Genomic DNA, 22453 nt, shown 5'->3' with positions numbered 1-22453 from the left:
GTGCGAGGGTCGTTAGCCGTGTCGACTCCACTTCGGATCAGTACGGCAAGGGCTAGCAAGCTTCTCCCGAACATTGTTCTTAGAAATGCCGGGCGGCGCTCTAACGGCAACTCCTCCTGGCGAATCCTACGATGGGTCGACGGGCCCCTTCTCACTCAGAGCCCGGTGCCGCAGCCGGACCGCCGACCGCAGGGAGTGCCGGCACTTTCGGCGGCAGCCCGAGAAGTTCGCGTATCTCGGATGGCTCGTATGGCGGATTTCGGCGGTGCGCGGCCGAGTGGCAGTTACTGCAAAGCGGCACGAGGTCGCGGACGGGATCCACCAAGTACCCATTGCCCATCGACGAGACAGGGATGCGGTGGTGGACTTCGATGTAACCTGCTGCGGCCGGACCGTAGTGCTCTCCGAAGTTAAGTTCACAGGCCCAGCACTCGACCCCGTAGTGGCTGATGCAACGGAGCCGATTGACGGGATTGCGTTCGTAGCGGTTCACTTTGACGGTGGTCATCGCGCCCTCGGGCAGAGGCTCGAATGCGGGCAGGACCGGCCTGTCGTCATCTTGAAGGAACCCGTTCAGGGCTAGCGCAAGAGCGGGAGACGCCACGGTGATGAGGCTGCGGGTTATCTCATCGGGCGTCCGCGCCGGGATTCGTGCCCAGCACTCAATGCCGAAGGCACGCCAGAGGCCGCCAGGTGGCTCCCGCGGGTCATCCAGTATCTCGTGGTTGACCGTGATGGTCAGGGCCACGTCCTGGGTGCTGATTTCCTCGACGGCGTCCCGCCATGCATCCGGGTTGTCCTGGGCCCACCGCCCGAGCTGGCGGACGAGCGCGCCGGCGGATTCCTCGGGCATTACGGTTGCGGCGGCACTGGTCATTGTTCGCGAGAGGGCGATGACCAGTCCACGGTCCGCCTCAATGCCGGCAAGGCGTGCACCCGTCCCGGCGATGCCTGCTTGCGAAATCATGCATGGTTCCAATAACAGGGTTGTGAGTGCGCCCAACTGCGCTAGCGCGTCCCCGAAGGTCTGGTTCACGGCCTGGCGTGGTCAGACATCTTCGGGCGTTTTAGGGGACGGCAAGTCCTTTACAAGTTTGCGAAGGTTGCGGCTGATGTCGACACGAATCTCTTCAAACATTTCCTGGGTATCTGCGTCGGTGGCGTCGAGCTCGGCCTGCGCCATCGCGTAAAAGAGAAATTCGATGGCTTGGGCCATGGTGCTGTTAGAGGCGACCGGAAGGTAGGCCTTTTGGTACCAATCGTGTCCGGCGTTCAGTTCGACTTGGAGGATGTTGTTTGTTGAAAGCGACATGTCCCAGAGCACACCGTCTTTGAGGGACTCCCGTCGGACGACGTTCATGGAGGCGAATTCGTCCTCCACGGTGACGTTTACTATCCCGGATGGTTGGCCATCAGCTCCGATGACCGGGACACTGCCGGTCTTGTTCACCATCACCACGGCACCGTCGGAACCCGCGGTGATGGTCGGGATGGTGAGGTTGCCCTTAAGACGGCCTAAGGTCACCTCGGTCGGCCGGGTGCCGTTCATACCGCCTGCGGCGGCTTTTGCGTTTCCGGCCCTGGAGCGCTTGTTGGCTTCACGACGGAGCGGTGCAAGGATGTCCGTTAACTGCTCGATCAGTGTTTCATCGATGTGGACTCCGGACTTTTTGATCCCGACCCCGAATACGGGGTCCAGCTGAGCGTCGAAGGACAACTCGACCCTAAGGTTGTTAATGTGCGTTTCGGCCGCTCCGGTGCCGAGCCAGCTTGGCCCATCGATGAGCCGGCCTTCCCGGTACAGGTAGATCCCTTGGCGTCCCAGCGATACTGCGGCTTCCTGCCATGCTTGGAGATCTTCGACCTCGTCTTTGCGCGGCAGGATGAAGGCGCGCAACAACGCGGTGTGCGGGTCTCCTTCTGAGAGCTCAAACGTGAACTTCTTCTCCTTCACCATGTCCCCGCCTGTACTTTCAGCAAAGGGATCCCAAGCGCGTAGCTTTTCGCCGTTCAGGTAAATGTTGACATTTCTAGCCCTGCTGTCCTCCGGGTCCAAGAAGCGTTGAAAAACCATGCGCAAGTGCTCGCGCAGGATTGCCTCGCTGCGTTTCATTGCAATAGCGCGGTTTTTGGCTTCCTTGCCGCCTCGAGTCCTGAGGAGCCGGTCGATCTTGTCCCAGATAATCAGCGTCCCCGTCGCCGGGTCACTTCCAGCCAGGGAAGAGAGCTCGTCCAAGGCATCGTCGAGTGCCGCCGCTTCCGTTTCGTCGGCGACGTCGTGTTCGAGGACCCAGCTGCCCGTTTCTGCCACTGTGTCAAGATCCCACGCAGCTGCATAGGCTTCCTCGGCGTCGAGCGGACGTGAGACCACGACAAGACGGCGGCAGAACTGCGTGGATGCTGTCTTTAGTCCAAGGCCGAACTTGCTCAGGCTGTTCTGATTCTCTTGCCTGTCAGCACCGTATCTCATGGCGTTTTCTAAGCCGTCGAGGTCCATGCCGACGCCGTCGTCCGCGACTTCTACGATGGGGTTGTTCGCTGGGTCCAGCCCCATCCTGATGGACACATTCTGCGCGGTGCCCGGACCGATCGAGTTGTCCACGATGTCAGCGATCGATGCTTCGAAGGTATATCCGGTATCGCGGAACCCCTCAATCACACGCGTCGTGTCGGGAAGCACGATCTTCGTGTTTTTTGCCATAGTTCAGTCCTCGTTGTCGGTGATGATCATGCGCCATCCATTGCGAAGTATAGTTTCCATCGGTTCTCGCGCGGTCACGTCTTCTGCCTCGTGGAGCACAGCCTCAATATCGCCAAAGCTGCTCCGCCGGAACGCGAGCTCGTCACCCGCAGATGCTGATAAGGCGCGCAACATCTGGGTGGTATGCGTCAATCGGTACTCGTTACGAGTTCCTTGGCCGTGCGTCTTGTTGTTGTAGTAGACAAAGCGAAGTGACCAATGCTGGCCTGTTTCCGGCGTGGCGACGGTCATCCAGAAGTCGGGGTTGTAGGCAGTGACATCCAAGGGAGGAAAGAAGGCCAGAATCTCGGGATCTTTTGGAATCGTGATCCCTGCTTGGTGTGCCCCGGTCAGGCCGAGATCGTTTGCGCTGAGAAGTTTCCTGACTTCTCCAAGCCGTGTCATACCGTGGGTCCTTCTTTCGTGTTGGTCGCTCCCTCATCCACGTGCCGTGCTAAAGCACGCTTCCAGTCCGATCGCAGCAGTGCATCTTCTTCCACGGTATTTTCATAGAAGAGGTGGTGGACGGTGACCGGCAAAGTCTGCCTTCTGCGGTGGGCCCGTGCCGTTGCTTGGCTGGTCAGCGCTGGATTCCATTCGGGATTGAAGTGGATGACATGGTTTGCTGCCGTGATGTTGAGTCCGACGCCGGCGGCCTGGGGGTTCATGAACAGCGCCCCGGGACCTGGGAAAGCGGTGAAAAGATCGATGATCGTTTGGCGGTCGGGCACTGGGACCCTTCCATCTATGACGGCAAGGAAGGCGTCCGGTTGCCTAGTCCCTACAGCTTCGAACATCCGATCAAGGGCTTGTTGAAAGGAAGCAAAGACTAAGACTTTCTCCCCACTGCTGAAGGCCTCGGCAACGATCCGCATGGTGTGGTCGACTTTGGGCGCGGCGCTCTCCCCTGTACCCCATTCGTCCCCTTCCGCGTGGGCGCATAGTACCCGCAGCGCTGTGATGGCTGCGAGAGGGCCGGCGCTAGAGGCGGCCGTTTGGGCATAGCGCCCAGCAACATCCTCGGGAAGTTCGAATGCGGTTTCGACCTGAAGGAGGTCGGGCAGGTCGGTTGCGACGTCGGCGACCAAGCGTCGGAGGGTGACCGGAGAAATAATTTGTCCGAGGCACTCGGCCCGCTCGAGTTCATCGGGAAAGGCTTCTTCGAAGGCTTCCCTGGTACCAAGCAGGGCTGGGACGACGAACTCGGCGATGGACCACAGATCGAGGAGACGGTTTTCCACGGGCGTGCCGGTCAGAGCCAGGGAGACCCTGCGCTTCAGGGATTTGACGCTTCGGGCGCGACCTGTCTCCGGGTTGCGGATCATCTGAGCTTCGTCCAAGGCGAGGATGTTCCAAGAAATGTCGCTGAGGAAGCTCAAGTCGCTCACCAAGGTTTCGTAGGAGGTGATGACGACGTCATGCCTGGCCAAACCACTTGCTACGCCGGTCCGGAGCGTTCCCGCATGTGTGACGACCGATAAAGATGGAGCCACGTGTCCAATTTCCCGGGACCAGTTTCGCAGCAGTGACGCGGGACAAACGATTAGGGAAGGGCCACGGCCGCACTGGTCCAGCAGCAGGGCGATCGCTTGCGCGGTTTTGCCCAGCCCCATCTGGTCCGCCAGCAGCGCCCCGACGCCGCGTTCTGCCATGGCGACCAAGAACTCTGCGCCAGCCTGCTGGTAGGGGAACAGCTCAATCCCGAGACCCAAAGTCAGGAAGTCTCTGACCACCTGAGTCAGTGACGTCCTGCTATCCGCCACCGTTTCATCAAACATGAGCGCTGCACCGGCGGCATCGGCCTTCACCGACAGATAACTACCGAGCGAGATCTCCGAGTCGTTGCAGAGTTCGTGCTTGTCGAGGAAGGCGAAGCAGGCGTGGACCGCAGCCAAGTCCAGTGGATGCCAACGGGAGTCGTGAATGACGCCTTGGGCATCGGCGCCGGGAACAGGTATGAGCGTCCCGCCCCGCCGAACACCAACACCTACACGCGCCGCATCCGGCAACGCTCCGCGAAAAAACACAGCTGGGGCCAGTGCGATACGGCCAAAGCGCAAACCCGTATTCTGACGGATATCCCGCCCCGGGCCGGCTGCGGCTTCGGCAATCTCCTGCACGGTAGCTGGCCGCCAATTGGCCTGCTCGTTCACGAAGATTTGGTCATCCTGGACTTTCCACTCAGCCATGGGAGATCCCCTCAGTGCTGGTGCGTGAATTTTCCCGCGCCTTGACCTCGACGATGAAATCATCCAGTCCCATCAACCATGTCTGCTGAGCCGGGCTGAACCCTTGACTGTGCAGCTCCCGGGGGATGACGAGTTGGAGTCTTTCGGCACGCATCTCGGCTGTTTGGTCCTCGGACAGCGCGGGTTGGAGCGTGAGCAGGTGTTTGTCCGGAATCCGATCCGCCTCGTTTAGGACCTGCCTCCACCGGTCTTTGAGTGAGGTTTTGGAGCCCAACATCGTCAAATATGAGGGCGGGAACGTCGGGTCGTCGTAAGCAGCTTTGGAGGGAAACAAGAAGTCCGGTTCCTTCTTGCCTTCTGTCTTGGCTTTTTTCACGTAGCGGATGTCGTTTGCGCTGAGGACGGAAGAGACATGCTCCTCAAGGGAGAGCCCGGCCCTTACGCTCCTCCTGCCACGAACCTGTTTGGAGAAGTTGAGGAACCCCTCGACGTCCACGCCGCCACTAGCGTCCAAGAAGCCATTGGCAATCCTGCCGCTGATGCGGTGCTTCTCGAGAGTGCGGAACATTCGGTGCTCCATGCCAACCCAGCGCATGAGCGTGCCGTCTGGGTCTTCAACGGGGTCGACGTGTTTGACCATTGAGCGGGCGAAGTGGGCGAAGTCCACCACTGATGGCCACAACGTGTCGTTGAAGCGGCGCAGGATGGTATCGAGCAGGTCGTCGTCACTAAGGTCAACCGCAATGCCGAGCAGGGCAAGCAGTTCCTCGCTGGCCATTTCTTCACGTCCAGGCTGAGCATCCATGTCAGTGGTAACGAACAGCGTCTCGTTTTCGCGGTGGACATCGAAGATCCACTGCAGCTGCCGCAGAATCGTAGAACCTTGCCTGGCAATTACGAGAATCAAGTCCCCGTTTTTCTCCTTGGCGAGGAAAAGCGTGTCGCCGGCTTGGGCCCGGTAGATGACGCGCTCTGCCTCTGACAGGTACAAGAGGCGGTATTCCGCACCCCGCGTAGGGTGGTTCTCACGAGTGTCGTACCACGTCAGCGATGATTCGAGCAGTTCTGGCATCTCCTCCAGATCATCATCGAGATACGCCATCTTGGTTGGCAGGTGCGTCTTGCCAACGGGCGTACCCAGCAGATCCCGGAAGCCTTTACTTCCATTGAATTCATGCTGATTTGAAGAGAGCTTATTGACGTCGACGTCGGCCAAGACTTTAACGGCAAAGCCTTGGAAATAGTCCCCAATTTTGATCACGGCTCAGGCGGCTGCTTCCACCGCGGCCGCAGAGCCGGAATTCTCTCGTGCGCCGGCTGCTTCAAGTTCTGCTTGCTCGGCAGCTATCGTGGCTTTGACCTGCATCAGATGCGGCTTCATAATGCGTGCAACTTCTTGAAACACGGGCATAACGACGCTATTACCGAACTGCCTGTAGGCTTGGGTGTCGGAAACGGGGATGACGAAGGAGTCGTCAAAGCCCATAAGTCGAGCGCATTCGCGGGGCGTGAGCCGGCGCGGACGCTGTCCGGGCTGCTCTACTAAAATTTCCGAGCCGTCCTTGTGGTACCGGGCAGACAGGGTACGAGTGCGGCCCTCGGAGTTGACGAGTCCGAAGCCGAACCCGTTCCCGGCAGCCTTGTGCTTGTTAGCGTAGTTTTGAAGGTACGCCCACAAGCCCTCTGTCAAGGTGAACTTATCGTTGACCTTCATCTCAGCATGATTGAAGTATTTGTCCCCGTCGTGCGGCAACACAGGCTCTGTTCCGTCAGTGCGATGAAGTATGTCTCCTAATTTGTGACTGGTCTTCTCCGGCAGGACCAAGTCATCCCATGTAAATTCAGTCTTCCTCGCGAAGCCAACAATTATGATGCGCTCGCGGTGCTGCGGAGTAAAATGTCCGCCATCGATCACCTTCTCGTAGACGTCGTAACCCAGCTCCTCCCGGAGCACAGCCATGATGATCTTGAAGGTATTGCCTTTGTCATGCGACTTCAGGTTTTTCACGTTCTCAAGAACGAACGCCGCGGGGCGGGTGGTTTTGATGATCTCCTTGAGCTCGAAAAACAACGTCCCCTGAGTCGGGTCTTCGAAACCGTGAGGGCGTCCTAGCGAGATCTTCTTGCTTACGCCGGCGATCGAGAACGGCTGGCATGGGAAACCGCCTAGGAGGACGTCGTGGGGCGGAACAATGGCTTGCTGGCCGACGATGTCTCCGATGAACTCATGCCCGTCGCCAAAGTTCACCGTGTACGTCTTCTTAGAAAATGGATTCCATTCCGACGTGAAGACACATCGGCCACCGTGCCTCTCGAAGCCCTGACGGATCCCACCTATCCCGGCAAATGTGTCGATGAACGTGAAGTCAGGGTCCTCATGGAGCTGGATTGAGGACGGCGTCATGAGTGATTCCAGCGCGGCACCCACGAATGATTTGGGTGTCGTCTCTCCCGCAGCCCACCGCGCCACAGTCCTAGTCTCCACGCCCAGCGCTGAGGCCAGTTCGGTTTTCTTAAATCGCTGTAGCGCCTGGGTGAGAAGTATTTGGACCTGCTCGGCAGAGTGTGTCGTCATGATGACATCGTGTCAGGTATTTGACCCAGAGCGAGGAAGGCGCGCCGGTCGAACACGCCTTCGAGCCGTGCCTCAGCATAAACGTCATGGCCAAGGAGTCTTGTACCCGTGACGCGGAACACCCCCACGGGCGGCAGCGCCATCGGCCGATTGCCCTGACCGCCTCTGGGAGGCGTGGCGCCCCTAGGATTCTGGCGGAGTAAAACCATAGAGTTGAGCGTGGAGGTGTACGACTGATGGCTGGCATCAAAATTTCAAAGAAGATTCGGGATGCCTTGACCGCTGAGGAGCGGTCCGGGCTAGAGGATTTTCTGTGGGACAAGTCTGCGGGTTTCTGCCACCTATGCAGGAGGATGATGAACCAAGCCACGGACGACATCGAGCCTGACCATGACAGTCCCGATGGTGAGGGGGGCGCAACGTCAAGAGACAACCTGAACCTCGCACACGAGTCATGTAATCGTGCCAAGCGAAATTACCCGACAGTGGATGTGAGGCCCTGGTTGGAGCTAAAGGCGTTCGCCCATGAGCGGGGCGGCGTCGTGAAGTACTCTGACCTTTTTGAGCACTTCGGGTATGAGGTTGCGGAGTCGCACCTTGAGTGGCAGGCCGGAGACAAACAAGCGAAGTGGCATCTGCCTAACGGAGACATAGTGGGGTCTGTCGTCTTTCGCGAGGTTGACGGCAGGGGCGAATCGTTTGAGTACACCTTCCTCGAGGTCCCCCGCGAGGCAATCTATAACGATGATGAGTGCCAGCCGCGCACAATCAAGATCCCGCAGGCGTGGGCGATTTATGCTGACACCCAGGGAAACCCACTGCACGAGCCGCCGAGTTGCCGTCTAATACGTAAGGAATCCGGCAAGATTCAGCTAGCTATGTTCGATGGACAGCACAAGAGCGTAGCGATGTGGATGCATGGCCGAAAGACTAGCGTCATTAAGGTCTACCTCGACTTGGACAAGGACAAGACAATCCGGCTTGTGGGGTCGATCCAGTCACGCATTAAAAAACTTCCACTTTCCAGCTTTGAGAATGCCATGAAGATGGGAGAAGAGTGGTCTGCTCGGGCAGTGGAGTATGAGGAATCTGTTGGTGCGGAATACGCCTCGGAGGCGGGCCTGATCCAGTGGCTGCCACCCCAAGACAGAAAGCGCGCTAAAGACGCTGCCCAAGCGCAGTTACTAAAAGACGTGCTTCAGTTGGAGGGACTGAAGTTGCTCGAGTTTGTAATCCGTGATGGTAGGGAGAGGGCGGCACATCACTCGATAACCGAGACAGCCTTCAAGCAAAAGCTAGTTGCCAACCTCCGCCATATGTCACCACTGTCCGAGATGGGTGAGGAGTGGCAAAAGGCCCGAGCGAGAGAGATAGAAAATATCCGCTTTGCGTTAGATGCGCTCGCCGATGAGGCTTTTTACAACGCCGAGGGTGGTGTCGAATTAAGCGGCGCGGACGCAGTGCGCCGGGACCGCATGAAGTATCAAAGCGCCCTAGCATATATCGCGATTCTCATTCGGAAGCTGTACCGTCAGACGCTGACCATCGACGAAGAAGGGCGTGCCCTCTTGGAGAAAACCCCGTCGGAGGAACAGAGACAAAAGATTGTCAAGGGGATCCACCGCATCGCGGCACACCCGATTTGGACCTGCGACCTTGATTTGACGTCCAAAACAAGGGCTGTAAAAGATGCTCTTTCCAAGAACCAGGACGCTGCTAACGCCTTCCGCGGTGTGGAGCTCCGAGGAGAGTATGTCAACGGCATTGAAGCTCTTCCGTCTAATTGGAAGGACTGAGTCTGAGACGTTCAAAGCCCAACGAGTGGTAGTTCACGACCACTAAGCTCGCGTTTCCAGCGGACACTCTCAACGGCCACCGCGTGTTTCATCACGGCACCGGAACCTGGCGGCTTCGCGAAAACGTCGTCGGGCAGGTCCGCATTTTCGTTGATCATGAGCCGGCTCTACTGGGCTGGCTGCCAAGGGAATACAAAAGACTCTTCGCAGTTATCGGCGGTGCAGGTTTGCGTATCAAAACGACATTCACGCAGCGCGTGCAACTTTATGCTAAATATCGCTCACCATCATGTATGAAGGAACGCATGAAGAATTCTTGGGCTGAATTGGAGTCGCAAAGCATCCGGCAAGCGATCGAGCTATGGCACGCGCTCGGTAGCGAGGAATTTATATCGCGAACCAGGTTCAAGGAATCCCACCGCTACGTGGTCATCGACCGGGGGCAGGCTATTGCCAGTAAACCCTTGGTTGCCATGGCTTTTCAGCTTCAGTTCGGCTGCGGCAAAGATGGGCCTCCAAGGCTGTCGGGAGGTGAGCAGACGCGAGCCATTTTGGAACGTTTGGGCTATAAGCTGGTCGATATCCAAGGGGAGACATCCTTAGCCGCCGGACTTCCTGGGATCAATGTTGGTCCTGACACCCAGTTTTGGTGGGCAAACCAATCAGTTAATTTTGATCCTGTTTACGTAGACGGGACGCTCTGGGCGCCTCTGAGGGACCGCCGTGGCCAGCAAGTTGATCATTGGCGCATCTTGGACAAACTCTTACCAGGTGACCTTGTTCTTCACTATGCGAGCCCAGAAGTTCGTGGCCTTAGCCGCGTGGCTACTCGACCCGAGCCGGCCTATCCGCCTCGCGGTTACAACGACGTAACTCCTGATACTGAGGGCAAATTAGTACTAACCGACCCCCTCCACACATTTCGGGTTCCACGAGACGTTGCCTTGACACTGCTCAACCATGGCGTGGGCCCCGTCACCGCGAATGGGACTTTAAGGAACGGGTATGTCTTTCCCATCGAGGCTGATAGTGCCCTAAAGCTGCTTCGACGGGGAGGTCTGGAGGTAACGATTGAAACCCTGGACGACCAAGGGTTGGAATTCAAGTTTTCCAAGCGCTATCCCGGCACACTGACCGACAGGCTGGCTACCGTTGCGCTACGTGCCGAACAACGATTCCTCCGAAACCAACAACTTTGGCGATGGGGCAGCAGATGCTCGCTCTGCGACCGACGCCTTCCAGAAGAACTCTTGGTCGCGGCCCACATCAAGCCCCGCTGGGCCTGCTCGGAGGAGGAACGCATGGACACGCTCAATGTGTCCATGCTCGCGTGCCTCTTCGGCTGCGATGCCCTGTTCGAGCTCGGCTACGTCGTAGTGAATGGGCAAGGAAGGCTTGAGCGAGGTGATCGTAGTACTGAGGGCGTCGAGGACCGGGTCGCCGACATGGTCGGCCGCCCGTGCAGAGCCCACAGGGAGGGTTCGCGAAATTACTTTGAATGGCACCGGCAATACCATGCTGGCAGCCGGAGCTGACAGCTTAAGGCCTACCTAAACGCCGGCCAGCCGGCGTTTAGGTAAGGAACTTTCGGCACGATCAGTGAAGGATAGTCCGGCACACACTCCAAGCTAAGATCGCTGTAAACTCCAATGCGCCCATCGAGTGCACTAGCGACATGGCCAGCTACTACAAGCCTGAGCAAGGCAACCTGATTGCCCTTGATCGATTTCGCTTAGAGGTTATGACTTCCAGACATTGGAGAGCATGGAACCACTTTCAAAGGCAGTCTGAGTTCCGCCGCTACCTTCGGTTGCATCGATGACCCACACTGATCTTCCCGTCGGCGGGCATGGCGCCTAAAGAAAAAGTTACTGCCAAACTCATCCTTGATTGCCGGCAGCTCATGGAACCTTGGTGATACTTGGTAATAACGGCAAGGGCTTTGAGTACTCGTACTGATGCGACATAAGCGTGTCGGCCCGCGGTCGAAGGACGTGGCCGCCAGAAATGCAACTTTAATGCACTGATACTGAGAAGGCCAAGTCTGACGAGCGGCAGCAACGAGCCAATAGTCACTACCCGACTCACTGCATCGAAATGACCGTGAAAGGCGCGCCCGGATACACGGACACGCCCTCCCTAAGGCACCTTGCATGAGGCTTCATCCCGACCGTCAGTCGATGAGCACCGGCGACTTGTTCTCGTCCGAAACCTTCACCGCGGCTGTAACCTTCCGGGAGCGGTGGTTCGCCCAGCACCCCACCGCCAGCAGCGCCACCAGCCCGAAAGTACTCAGCAACTGCGGCCGCGACTGCTCGCCGATGAAGCCCACCGTGAAGATGACCGCGAGGATGACCAGCCCAAGCGATGTCAGCCACGGGAATCCGGGCATCCGCAGCGGAAGCTCGGTTCCCGCGCGGTCAGCACGAAGGCGCAGTGCGAGCTGGGCCAGGAGCGCGGACGTCCACACCAGCAGGCACGTCGAGCCGACAATGTTGAGCAGGACCGGAAGTACCTTCTCGGGGAAGGCCAGCTCCAGCACCACCGTGACAATGCCGAAGGCAACGCTGGCCAGGACGGCAACCACGGGTACCCGGGCCTTGGACACGGAGGCGAGCCAACGCGGGGCTTCGCCGCGCTCGGCGAGGGAGTAGGCCATCCGGGAGGCACCATAGAGGTTGGCGTTGAGCGCGGACAGCAGTGCCGCGACGGCAACAAGCGTGATGGCGGTAGCCGCACCCGGCATGCCGGCTGCGTCCAGCACCGCGGCGAACGGGCTCTTCAGCCCGGCTGAGCCCACCGGAACCACAGCCGCGATCACGAAGATGGCACCGATGTAGAACACCAGGATGCGCCACAGCACGGTCCGCACGGCCTTCTTCACGCTGCGAGCCGGTTCAGCCGTCTCGGCTGCCGCAACGGACACGATCTCGGTGCCGCCGAACGCGAACGCCACCACGAACAGTGCCGTGGCAATCCCGCCGAAGCCGCTGGGCGCGAAGCCGGCGCCGGTGAAGTTGGCCATGCCCGGCGACTGCACGCCCGGCAGCCAGCCGAAGAGCAGCGCAAAACCCACCAGCAGGAACCCGACGATCGCCGCCACCTTCAGCAGGGCGAACCAGAACTCGAACTCGCCGAAGTTCTTCACGCTGGTCAGGTTCACGGCGGTGAGCACCACGATGAACACGAAGGCCATCAGCCACACCGGCAGCGCCGGGAAGATGGTGGCCAGCAGGCCAGCCGCACCGAGCGCCTCGGCGGCAATGACCACCACCAGCTGCAGCCACCACAGCCAGCCGACCGTGGCGCCGGCCACCGGTCCGTACGCCTTCGCGGTGTAGACGGAGAAGGCGCCACTGTCCGGATTGGCCGCCGCCATCTCGCCGAGCGCCCACATCACCAGGATGATGAGCGTGCCGGCCACAAGATAGGAGATCAGAACTGCCGGTCCGGCGGCCTGGATGCCCGCGCCGGAGCCGATGAACAGGCCCGCGCCGATCGCACTACCGAGGCCCATCATGGTGAGCTGCCGGGGTTTGAGGGCCGCGCCGAGGGGGCGGGCAGACGTCTTTGTCTGTTGTTCCATGGGGATTCCTCTTAGTTGTTGGTAACTGTTGGGGATAAAGCTTCAGACCACGTGGGCTTCGAGGAGCCGGAGCACGCGGTTGTTGGAGGCGGGATCGGCAACGGTGATCCGCATGCCGTCGCCCTGGTAGGCCCGGACCATGATGCCCGCACTGTCGAACGCGTCCACCAGCCTCGCCAGGAGCTGGCCGTCGGCACGGATCCACAGGAAGTTGCCCTGGCTCGGCTGCAGCTTCCAGCCTTGGGCTGCCAGCTCCGCGGCAATCCGGGTGCGCTCCTGTTTCACCGCCGAAACCCGCGCTTCCATCTCCTCCCTTGCGTCCAGCGACGCGATGGCCGCCTTCTGCGCCAGTGCGCTCACAGCGAACGGCAGGGCGGTGCGGCGCAAACCTTCGGCGATCGCCGCCGTCGTAATGGCGTACCCGACGCGCAGACCTGCGAGCCCGTAGGCCTTGGAGAAGGTGCGGAGGATGCAGACGTTCGGGTACCGGCGGTAGAGCGCAAGGGAATCGGGGCCGGCGTCGGCGTACTCCACGTAGGCCTCGTCGATCACCACCAGGACACTGGAGGGCACGGACTGCAGGAAGGCCTCGAGGCGGTCGTGGCTGATCGGCACTCCGGTGGGGTTGTTGGGGGTGCAAAGCAGGATCACCTTGGTTCGGCCGGTGACGGCGGCGGCCATGGCGTCCAGGTCGTGGCCCTCGGCGTCGTCCAGCGGGATGCGGACCGCACGGGCGCCGGCCAGCTCCACCAGGATGGGGTACGCCTCGAAGGAGCGCCACGCGAACACCACCTCATCCCCGGCGTCGCACAGTCCGGTGATGATCTGCTGCAGGACGCCCACGCTGCCGGGTCCCACCGCCACCTCCTCCGGGGTGACGCCCAGATGCCGGGCGAGCCGTTCCCGGAGTTCGACGGCGGCCATGTCCGGGTAGCGGTTCATCCTGCCGGCCGCTTCGGCCACCGCAGTGACGGCTGCGGGAAGGGGCTCGTAGTGGCTTTCGTTGCTGGCAAGTGCGGCGATGTCCGAGCCGAGGCTGCGGCGCCCCGGGACGTAGGCGGGAAGTCCGGTGACGGCGGCGCGAAGGGTGGGCAGCGTGGTTACGGGCGGGGCCAGGAGTTGTTCAGGGCTCATGAAGACCGATCATGGAAGTGACCGGGACCACAATGCAAGGTACGCTTCGGTGCTTGGGACTTCTGCTCAACTTCTAGTACTTGTGGTGAAAATATGACCATCGCGACCTCTCGCACCCTCGATTCGCTCGACGGCAGGATCATCCTTGCCCTGGACAAGGACCCGGAAGCCAGCGCCCTGGCACTCTCCCGGACACTCGGCGTCGCACGAAACACCGTCCACGCCCGGCTGGCACGGCTGGAGCGCAGCGGCGCGCTACGCTCCTTCAGCCGCAGGCTGGACCCCGCCGCACTGGGTTACGAACTCATGGCCTTCCTCTCGCTCTCCATCAGCCAGACCCGGACGGGCTCCGTGGAGAACGGGCTCGCCGCGATCCCGGAGGTCATCGAGGTGCACGCCACCACCGGCGACGCCGACCTCATGGCCAAGGTGGTGGCCCGCGGCACCGCCGACCTCTACCGCATCACCAACGAGATCCTGGAGATCGACGGGATCGAGCGGACCAGCACGGCCATCTCCATCCTGGAACTCATGCCGCCGCGCTATGACGGCCTCATCAGCCGGCTGTCGGAGCAGGAATCCCGCCCCGCAGAATAGGCGGGTGACGCGCACCACAAATGGGCAAATTGTCACATCAGGGCTCGTCTGCTGCCAAAAATCCCAGCTGCATCGCAGGGTATTGCAAACGTGAGATGCAGGCCACACGATGCCTGCATGACTTCACTTACCGTCTCGGGCCGCGTGGCAGAGGTTCTCAGCAGCTATGTCAGCGACGTCTTCGGCGTCATGGGCAACGGCAACGTCTATTTCCTGGACGCCGCCGAGCAGCAGGGCCTCCGCTTCTCCCCGGTCCGGCATGAGGGCGCCGCCATCGCCGCCGCCGACGCCTACTACCGGACCTCCGGGCGGCTCGCCGCGGGCACCACCACCTACGGCCCCGGCTACACCAACGCGCTCACCGCCCTCGCCGAGGCCGTCCAGGCGCAGATCCCGGTGGTGCTGGTCACCGGCGATGCCCCCACCACCGGCGCCCGGCCCTGGGACGTGGACCAGGCCGCCATCGCCGCAGGACTCGGCGCCGCCACCTTCACCGTCACCCGCGACGCCGCGGGCGCCATCACCCGGCAGGCGGTGGAGTACGCACTCACCCGGCGCACCGCCGTCGTCCTTGCCATCCCCTACGACCTCGCCGCGCTCGAGGCTGCGGATGAGGACCTTCCGGAACCGGCGGCACCACAGGTGACGGACGACGTCGACGGCGGCCTTGGGCAGGTTGCCCGCCTCCTCGCCTGTGCCAGGCGGCCGCTGATCCTCGCCGGCCGGGGCGCGCACCTCGCCGGTGCCGGCCCGGAACTCCGCGAACTCGCCGACCGGCTCGGCGCGCTGACCGCCGGAACCGCCCTGGCCCTCAACCTCCTCAATGGCGAGGGGTACCTGGGCGTGGCCGGCGGTTTCGGCACCGACACCGCGGTCGGGATCATGGGCGAGGCCGACGTGGTCCTGGTGGCCGGGGCCAGCCTGAGCCCATTCACCATGCGGTTCGGGCACCTGCTGGGCCCGGACAGCACCGTCATCCAGATCGACACAGCCCTGCAGCCGACCAACCCGAGGGTGGACTTATTCGTTCAGGCGGATGCGAAGGCTGCTGCTTCCCAGCTGTTGTCTCTGTTTGACGGCGAGACCGCTGCGGCTGGTTGGCGCGCCGAAGCCTCGAAGCGCCTGGCTGCGGGGCCGGGGCATGATTTGGGTTCGGCCGAGACTGAGGACGGCCGGCTGGACCCGCGCGCCCTCGCCACCGCCCTCGACGCCGTGCTGCCGGAGCGCCGCACGGTGGTCCAGGACGGCGGCCACTTCATCGGCTGGGCGCCAATGTACTGGAACATCCCGCGCCCGCAGGACCTGGTGATGGTGGGCACCGCCTACCAGACCATCGGGCTGGGCCTGGCCAGCGCCGTCGGGGCAGCCCGTGCACTGGAGGACGGACGCACCCTGGTGCTGGCCGCCGGCGACGGCGGGTTCCTGATGGGCCTGTCCGACCTCGAATCGCTCATTTCTACGGCCCGCAGCGCCATCGTGGTGATCTACAACGACGCCGCCTACGGCGCCGAGATCCACCAGTACGGCTCGCAGGGCCTAACCCAGAAGCCGATGCTGATCCCCGAGGTGGACTTCAGCGGTGTTGCGCGGTCGTTGGGCGCTGAATCCGCTGTCATCCGTTCGCTTGGTGACCTGTCCGCGCTGCAGGACTGGATCGACGCCGGCGCCAAGGGGACGTTCGTGGCCGACTGCCGGATCACCTCCAGCGTCCGTGCGCCCTGGCTGACCGAGTGGATGAACGCGACGAGGGCTGCGAAGGCAACTGTGGCGGGATAGCCAGGTTGGCCTATCCGCAGAGCCTCGCTACTCCGTCTTGGGGCTGGCCTTCCTTGTTCATGATGGACTCGTCCCGGTCAAACTCCGGCGAATTCGGCAAAATTACATCAAGATCTTTGCAAGATTTCGCAAGGAAAGACCACTTATCGCTACAGCATTAAGACAAGATTCATTGGTTTCAGGAGCTGACCCGCAGAAATACGGTCGAAACTCACACTGGATTAACGATTTTCAATTTGGAAGTCATGAATGCGGAAATCCAACTATTCTGACATCATCATGACATGACTACACCAGAGCTTCCGGGGGCGAGCTCTCAGCAGACTGCGCCCCACCAGCAACCGCAATTTCCTCCTATGCCGCCGAACTACGGTCCACAAGGCGCTTCAGGCCCTCAAGAATACGCGAAGGCAAAAAAGCAGCGAAATGTCATCGGGCTCGTCGCACTTATTGCCGCAATTGTCGGTTTCATCTTTGCGTGCATCCCCGGCGCTCTCATTATCGGTTGGGTCTTGCTGCCCATTGCGTTCATCCTGGCAATTGTTTCCCTCTTCTTGAAAGACAAAGCCAAGGGAATGGGCATCACAGCCCTGATCTTGTCGATCGTGGGAACCATCGTCGGCTTTGCTGTTTTCTTCTCCGTTGTCGCATCGTCGGCCAAGGACGCCTTCGGCGGAGGCGACACTAAAGTTTCGGCACCTAACGCTGAAGCAGGTAGCGGTGCTCCAGCAGCAGCACAGCCCGCCGCCAAGACGGGAACACGTGAAAATCCTTCTCCAATCGGCTCGGTCGTGGAGTCAAAGGATTGGCGGGTAGTGATTAACTCGGTCAGGCTTGCTGCTTCGGATGCAGTTGTCGCGGCTAACCAATTCAACAAACCCCCGGTCGCCGGCACCGAGTACATCTTGGTGAATTACTCTGCAACTTATCTCGGCGATGAGGCAAATGGGCAGATGCCTGCTTTTGTCTCGGTCGACTACGTCACCCCCGATGGAAAAACCGTCAATCGACTCGATAACAGTGCCGTTGCACCCGAGCATATCGACACTACGAGCACCCTATACAAGGGGGGCACTGCAACAGGCAATATCGCCATTCAAGTACCAACAGCCACAGCTGGCCAAGGTGTTCTCGCCGTCCGGCCGGGCATGATCGCCGACAAGGTCTTCGTCGCCGTCAAATAGCTTCGTCCACAATAAAGCAAGGCCTCCGGCAGTCGCCGGAGGCCTTGCTTTATTGTTGGGCATGACTTGGGACCATGCTCGTCTGGCCTGCGGGCGACACCGGTTGGTGCAAAAGCACGCAGTGACAGTCACGTCCGCCGGTGAAGCACCACGCCCCCACCGCCTGCGGCCGGCCTGGGACGTGGACCAAACCGCTATCGCCGCGGGCAGCGCGTTGGGGGCTGAGTCGGCTGTCATCCGCTCGCTTGGCGATCTGTCTGCGCTTCAGGACTGGATCGACGCCGGCGCCAAGGGGACGTTCGTGGCCGACTGCCGGATCACCTCCAGCGTCTGCGCGCCATGGCTGACCGAGTGGATAAACGCCAACCGGGCAGCGAAGGCGGCGGTGGCGGGATACGACCCGGCGGGAACACAAGCTCCGCACCCGTTTTTGTCAGTCAACCGGCATAGGATTCCTTGCATGAGGATTGCCGTTGCAGGGGGAACCGGGACAGTGGGCCGCCACGTTGTGGCTATCGCCAGCGAGCGCGGGCACCACGTGGTCAGTCTCAGCCGGGCCGAAGGGGTGGACCTCATCACCGGGCGCGGCCTCGACCAGGCACTCCAGGACGTCGACACCGTCATCGACGTCTCCGGCATCCAGGTCCTGTCCACCAAGAAAGCCGTGGATTTCTTCACCAACGCCACCCAGAACCTGCTGGCTGCCGGGAAGAAGGCCGGCGTAAAGCACCATGTGGTGCTGTCCATTGTGGGCATCGATAAGGCCAACTCGGGACTGTACGCCGGGAAGCTGGTGCAGGAGGACGAAGTCAGGCACGGCGGCATTCCCTGGACCATCCTCCGGTCCACCCAGTTCCACGAGTTCGTACCGATGTCCATCAAGGCCGCCTCAGTGGGCCCGCTGGTCTTCGTGCCCACGATGGTCACCCAGCCGGTGGCGGCACCGGAGGTGGCCGCAGCCTTGGTGGATGCGGCCGAGTCCGGGCCGAAGGGACGCATTCCGGACCTCGGCGGCCCCCGGACCGAACACCTGAAGGGCCTTGTCACGGCCTACCTGGCCAAGACGCAGCAGAAAAAACGGATCGTTCCGCTCCGGGTGCCGGGCGCCATGGGCAAGGCAATGCGCAACGGCGGGCTGATCCCGGCGCCGGGTTCCGCCGTCGGACGCCAGACGTTCCAGGAGTGGCTCGACGCCATCGGCGCCGCGTAAAAGCCGATGCTAAATGGGGCAACTGCCCCATGCCCCTGCTGCGGCCCGGTCATAGTCTCGCCTCATAGAGAAAAGGAGGCGGCCATGACCATCTACCAGCCGCAGTCATCAGCAGAGGCAACACCCAAACTTGCCGACCTTCCCGAGGACGCTGCCGAGCACTTCGCCGGCTACGCCGTCCTGGGGCTGCCTTTCACCAGCGGCCACTACCTGGCGTTCCGGGATTTCCCGGTGAGCTCCGTTGGCCCCGGCTACCGCTCCGTCTGGCACCGGACACCCGGCGGCGAGTGGACCATCTACGCCAACACCGCACCGGAGTTCAGCTGCGCCCGCTACTTCGGGGCGGCCGTCCACCATACGGTGGAGACCGACGTCGACATCCAGTGGAGCGGGCCCTTCACCGCGCTGATTACGGTGCCGGGAGTCCTCGACTGGCACCTGCAGCTGGGCACCTCCGCGGCCACCACGATGCTGACCGCCATGGCAGTGCGGATGCCGGAAAGCCTGTGGCGGAACGAGCTGGTGCTCCGGGCCATGGGGGCATTCGCCGGCCCGCTGCTCGGCGCGGGCAGGATGAAAGTATCAGGCGTTGTGCCCAATGGCCAGACGTTCCAGGCCCAGCCACGGCAGCTGTGGCTCGTGACGGATTCCCAGGCCACCATCCGGGATGAGGATGCCGGAGTTCCGGGCCCACTGCCGGTCCAGGACCACCTGGCGGACTTCTGGCTTCCACAGCGTGGACTGTTCGGAGCGCAGGTGGGCGTCAGGTTCCCGTCCACCGCTCAATCCGCCGGACCAAGCCCCGTCCAGGCACGGACCGGGAAGAACCAGACGGCATAACAGCCGCACGCGTGGTCCCTACTGCCGTAGCCGGAGGCTTCCTAGAATGGCAGGTGTGATGCAGTCACCGGCTGCGCCCCGGCGCAGCGAAGTCCTGGCCGCGCTGTCGCTCGCCATCGACCTGGGGCTGGGGCAGCCGATGGAGCACATGCTGCGTGCGTCCCTGCTGGCCCTGCGGATCGCCGGGGCAGCGGGCATTGACGCCGCCGGCCAGGGCAGGATCTACTACGTCAACCAGCTGGCCTGGATCGGCTGCCACGCGGATTCCTTTGAACTCGCCGCGCTGTTCACGGACGACATCGCCTTCCGCGCCGACTATTACCGCCGCGACCAGCACGGCCTGCCCATGTACGCCGGCATGTTCAGCCACGCCGGCGCCGGCCTCCCGCCGCTGGCCCGCGTTGCCCGCTGGACGCGTTTCGCGGCGACCGGCAGCGGGGCGGTGCGGACCATGATTGCCTCGCACTGCGTCTCGGCCGGGGTGTTGGCCAGCAGTGTAGGGCTCGACGACGGCGTGGCAGGACTGCTCACCCACACCTTTGAGCGGTGGGACGGCAAGGGCCTGCCGGAGGGTGTGGCAGGGCCGGACATTCCATTGGAGATGCGGATCATGCACCTGGCCGATACCGCCGAGGTGTTCCTGCGGACGGAAGGCGTGGCCGGGGCGGTGGCCATGGTGCAGGCACGCCGAGGCAGCCAGTTCGATCCCGCACTGGCCGAACTGTTCATCGACCAGGCCGGGGCTCTCACCGAGGGACTCCTCGACGTCGACTGCTGGCAGGCCGCCCTTGACCTGGCTCCCACGGACGCTCCCCTGTCCGGCAGCCAGTTGGATACAGTGCTGCGCGCCATCGGCGACTTCGCGGACCTCAAGTCTCCGTACACGGCCGGACACTCCCGCGCGGTGGCGGCTCTGGCGGCCGCCGCGGGCGAGGAGCACGGGCTGCCGGCGGACGACGTCAAGGAGCTCCGCCGCGCAGGCTGGGTGCACGACCTGGGCCGTCTGGGGGTATCCAACCAGGTATGGGACAAGAAGGAACCCCTTTCCGCGCTGGACCTGGAACGTATCCGCATGCACCCGTTCCTGGGCGAACGGATCCTCAGCCGTGTACCAGGGCTGAAGGGCGAGGCGGCCCTCACCGGCGCACACCACGAGCGGCTCGACGGGTCCGGTTATCCCCGCGGGATCGGCGGAAACGAGCTGGGGGTAAAGCAGCGGATCCTGGCGGCTGCGGACTCCTACCATGCCTCCGTGGAGCCACGCCCGCATCGGCCCGCGCTCACCCCGGCTGATGCGGCCGCCCGTCTCCGGCAGGAGGTTTCGGCCGGGAGGCTGGCCTCCGGAGCCGTGGAGGCCGTGCTCGTGGCGGCCGGCCAGCAGCCCCACCGTTCGCATGCCGCCGTGGGTGGACTCACTCCGCGGGAAGTGGAGATCCTCGGCATGCTCTGCCGCGGCCTGACCCCGGCCCAGATCGCAGACAGCCTTTTCCTTTCCCGGAAGACCGTCCGCAACCACGTGGAGCATATCTACACGAAGATCGGTGCAACCAACCGGGTGGGGGCTACGTTGTTCGCGATCAGGAATGGGCTGACCGAGTAGCGGGCCGCGCCCAGCTAGGGCCGGCCGCGGTGGCCCGGCGCCACGTCCCTTGAGGCTATTGGCTGACAAGCCGCCACAGTGACGTGACCTCGGCCGAGCGCGCCGCGAACAGGGGATTATCGCGGTCCGAAGCCTTGGGATGGCTTGGCTTGGTGTCCAGCCGTTCCGCCACCTTCAGCCCGGCGCCTTCGACGGCGGCCAGCAGCTCCTCGCGCGAGCGGAGGCCGAGGTGCTCGGCCAGGTCGGACAGGACCAGCCAGCCCTCACCGCCCGGCTCCAGATGGCCGGGGAGTTCGTTCAGGAAGCGGAACAGCATCCTGCTCCCGGGGTCGTAGACGGCGTTGTCCAGGCTGGAATGCGGCGTGGCCGGAATCCAGGGCGGGTTGCACACGATCAAGGGCGCCCGTCCGGGCGGGAACATGTCGGTCAGCATTGGCTCGGCGCGGTCGTCGACTCCGAGGTTCCGGAAATTCTCAGTGGCGCAGGCGATGGCACGCGGCTCGTTGTCGGTGGCGATCACGCGGCGGACGCCGCGGCGGGCGAGGACGGCGGCGAGCACTCCGGTGCCGGTTCCGACGTCGAACGCCAGCGTATCGGAGGGCAGTGCGGCCGCCGCCACGAGATCCACGTACTCGCTGCGGGTGGGGAAGAACGTGCCGTAGTGCGGGTGGATGCGGTCCTGCAGAGCATCGACGTAGACACCATTCCGCCGCCACTCGTGGGCGCCGACGGCCCCGACGAGCTCGTGCAGGGACACCACGGAAGACTCCCCAATGTCTCCGTACGCTTCCGCCGCGGCTTCCCGGATATCCGGTGCGCGGCGCAGCGGCACCACCGGGCCCGGATCGAGGGGAATCAGCAGCAGGCCCAGAATGCGTGCGCGGTGCGAGGCGGACTGCCGGTGCCGGTAGAACTGCTCGGCAGGGGTTCCGCCGGCCTTCTTTCCGGTGCCTATCCGGCGGTCCAGGGCGTTGAGGATCTGCCGCGCGTTGTGGAAGTCGCCGTGCCAGAGCATCGCGATCCCCTGTGATGCCGAGCGGTACGCAGCATCGGCTGTGAGGGAGTCGTCCACCACTTCCACGCGCCCCGGTGCCGGCCTGCCGTTCGCCGAGCGCCACCGCGCGGCCATGCCGGCGCCGGCCTCAACCCAGGCCACGTGCCCGGCCGCAGCGGCTGTGAGCGAAGGGGTGGGGTCAAAGGGCGGGACTTCCGCCGGAGCTGGGGTG

General features: G+C 62.4%; 17 protein-coding genes. 8 read left to right on the top strand and 9 right to left on the bottom strand.

Annotation, left to right across the window (positions count from 1 at the left end; genetic code table 11):
• Nucleotides 1-151: 151 nt before the first annotated feature.
• From NIBR502770_RS02725 to dcm, 6 genes are all read right to left on the bottom strand, one after another.
• A complete protein-coding gene (locus NIBR502770_RS02725; RefSeq protein WP_141180955.1) occupies nt 152-967 on the bottom strand; it encodes an HNH endonuclease in 816 nt (271 codons plus the stop codon).
• A gap of 81 nt (nt 968-1048) precedes the next feature.
• On the bottom strand, nt 1049-2701 hold the full coding sequence (locus tag NIBR502770_RS02720; RefSeq protein WP_141180954.1) for an ATP-binding protein: 1653 nt from the start codon (nt 2699-2701) through the stop codon (nt 1049-1051).
• Nucleotides 2702-2704: 3 nt separating this feature from the next.
• Nucleotides 2705-3145, bottom strand: a complete 441-nt coding sequence (locus tag NIBR502770_RS02715) for an EcoRII N-terminal effector-binding domain-containing protein (RefSeq protein WP_141180953.1) — start codon at nt 3143-3145, stop codon at nt 2705-2707.
• A complete protein-coding gene (locus NIBR502770_RS02710) occupies nt 3142-4929 on the bottom strand; it encodes a DEAD/DEAH box helicase (RefSeq protein WP_168223108.1) in 1788 nt (595 codons plus the stop codon). Before NIBR502770_RS02710 ends, NIBR502770_RS02715 begins: the two co-directional genes overlap by 4 nt.
• Nucleotides 4922-6190 carry a type II restriction endonuclease gene (locus NIBR502770_RS02705; RefSeq protein ID WP_141180951.1) on the bottom strand — a complete coding sequence of 423 codons (1269 nt, stop codon included), beginning with the start codon at nt 6188-6190 and terminating at the stop codon, nt 4922-4924. Before NIBR502770_RS02705 ends, NIBR502770_RS02710 begins: the two co-directional genes overlap by 8 nt.
• Nucleotides 6191-6193: 3 nt before the next feature.
• On the bottom strand, nt 6194-7504 hold the full coding sequence (gene dcm / locus NIBR502770_RS02700; protein ID WP_141180950.1) for a DNA (cytosine-5-)-methyltransferase: 1311 nt from the start codon (nt 7502-7504) through the stop codon (nt 6194-6196).
• Nucleotides 7505-7740: 236 nt separating this feature from the next.
• Between dcm and NIBR502770_RS02695 the strand changes: the two genes are divergently transcribed.
• Both NIBR502770_RS02695 and NIBR502770_RS02690 read left to right on the top strand, forming a co-directional pair.
• Nucleotides 7741-9300: an HNH endonuclease signature motif containing protein gene (locus NIBR502770_RS02695; RefSeq protein ID WP_141180949.1), complete on the top strand. Its 1560-nt coding sequence runs from the start codon at nt 7741-7743 to the stop codon at nt 9298-9300.
• An 83-nt stretch (nt 9301-9383) separates the two neighbouring features.
• The gene (locus tag NIBR502770_RS02690; protein WP_246857372.1) at nt 9384-10835 is read left to right on the top strand and encodes a hypothetical protein; all 1452 of its coding nucleotides are present in this window, start codon (nt 9384-9386) and stop codon (nt 10833-10835) included.
• A 638-nt stretch (nt 10836-11473) separates the two neighbouring features.
• On the opposite strand, the gene NIBR502770_RS02685 is transcribed toward NIBR502770_RS02690, so the two are convergent.
• Together NIBR502770_RS02685 and hisC are read right to left on the bottom strand one after the other, a co-directional pair.
• On the bottom strand, nt 11474-12886 hold the full coding sequence (locus NIBR502770_RS02685; protein WP_141180948.1) for an amino acid permease: 1413 nt from the start codon (nt 12884-12886) through the stop codon (nt 11474-11476).
• Between the two features lie 42 nt (nt 12887-12928).
• Nucleotides 12929-14020, bottom strand: coding sequence for a histidinol-phosphate transaminase (hisC, locus tag NIBR502770_RS02680; RefSeq protein ID WP_141180947.1), 1092 nt, complete (start codon nt 14018-14020; stop codon nt 12929-12931).
• A 93-nt stretch (nt 14021-14113) separates the two neighbouring features.
• Here hisC and NIBR502770_RS02675 point away from each other — a divergent pair, with 93 nt between their 5' ends.
• The 6 genes from NIBR502770_RS02675 to NIBR502770_RS02650 all read left to right on the top strand — a co-directional run bounded on the left by NIBR502770_RS02675 (nt 14114) and on the right by NIBR502770_RS02650 (nt 21227).
• On the top strand, nt 14114-14617 hold the full coding sequence (locus NIBR502770_RS02675) for an Lrp/AsnC family transcriptional regulator (protein WP_141180946.1): 504 nt from the start codon (nt 14114-14116) through the stop codon (nt 14615-14617).
• Nucleotides 14618-14734: 117 nt separating this feature from the next.
• Nucleotides 14735-16393: a thiamine pyrophosphate-binding protein gene (locus NIBR502770_RS02670; RefSeq protein ID WP_141180945.1), complete on the top strand. Its 1659-nt coding sequence runs from the start codon at nt 14735-14737 to the stop codon at nt 16391-16393.
• Nucleotides 16394-16677: 284 nt separating this feature from the next.
• A complete protein-coding gene (locus tag NIBR502770_RS02665; RefSeq protein ID WP_246857371.1) occupies nt 16678-17577 on the top strand; it encodes a DUF308 domain-containing protein in 900 nt (299 codons plus the stop codon).
• A gap of 460 nt (nt 17578-18037) precedes the next feature.
• Nucleotides 18038-18787, top strand: coding sequence for an SDR family oxidoreductase (locus tag NIBR502770_RS02660; RefSeq protein WP_141183286.1), 750 nt, complete (start codon nt 18038-18040; stop codon nt 18785-18787).
• Nucleotides 18788-18871: 84 nt separating this feature from the next.
• Complete coding sequence (locus NIBR502770_RS02655; protein WP_141180944.1) at nt 18872-19627, top strand: hypothetical protein; 756 nt, start codon at nt 18872-18874, stop codon at nt 19625-19627.
• Nucleotides 19628-19685: 58 nt separating this feature from the next.
• Nucleotides 19686-21227 (top strand): HD domain-containing phosphohydrolase, encoded by a 1542-nt coding sequence (locus NIBR502770_RS02650; protein ID WP_141183285.1) that lies wholly within the window; start codon nt 19686-19688, stop codon nt 21225-21227.
• A gap of 55 nt (nt 21228-21282) precedes the next feature.
• Here the strand turns inward: NIBR502770_RS02650 and NIBR502770_RS02645 are convergent, their stop codons facing one another.
• On the bottom strand, nt 21283-22356 hold the full coding sequence (locus NIBR502770_RS02645) for a class I SAM-dependent methyltransferase (protein WP_141183284.1): 1074 nt from the start codon (nt 22354-22356) through the stop codon (nt 21283-21285).
• Between the last annotated feature and the right edge of the window lie 97 nt (nt 22357-22453).

It is taken from the genome of Pseudarthrobacter sp. NIBRBAC000502770 (genome assembly GCF_006517815.1).
GTDB classification, from domain to species: domain Bacteria; phylum Actinomycetota; class Actinomycetes; order Actinomycetales; family Micrococcaceae; genus Arthrobacter; species Arthrobacter niigatensis.
Note: the sequence above shows the minus strand (reverse complement) of the source record. Positions and strands in the feature narration are given on the sequence as shown.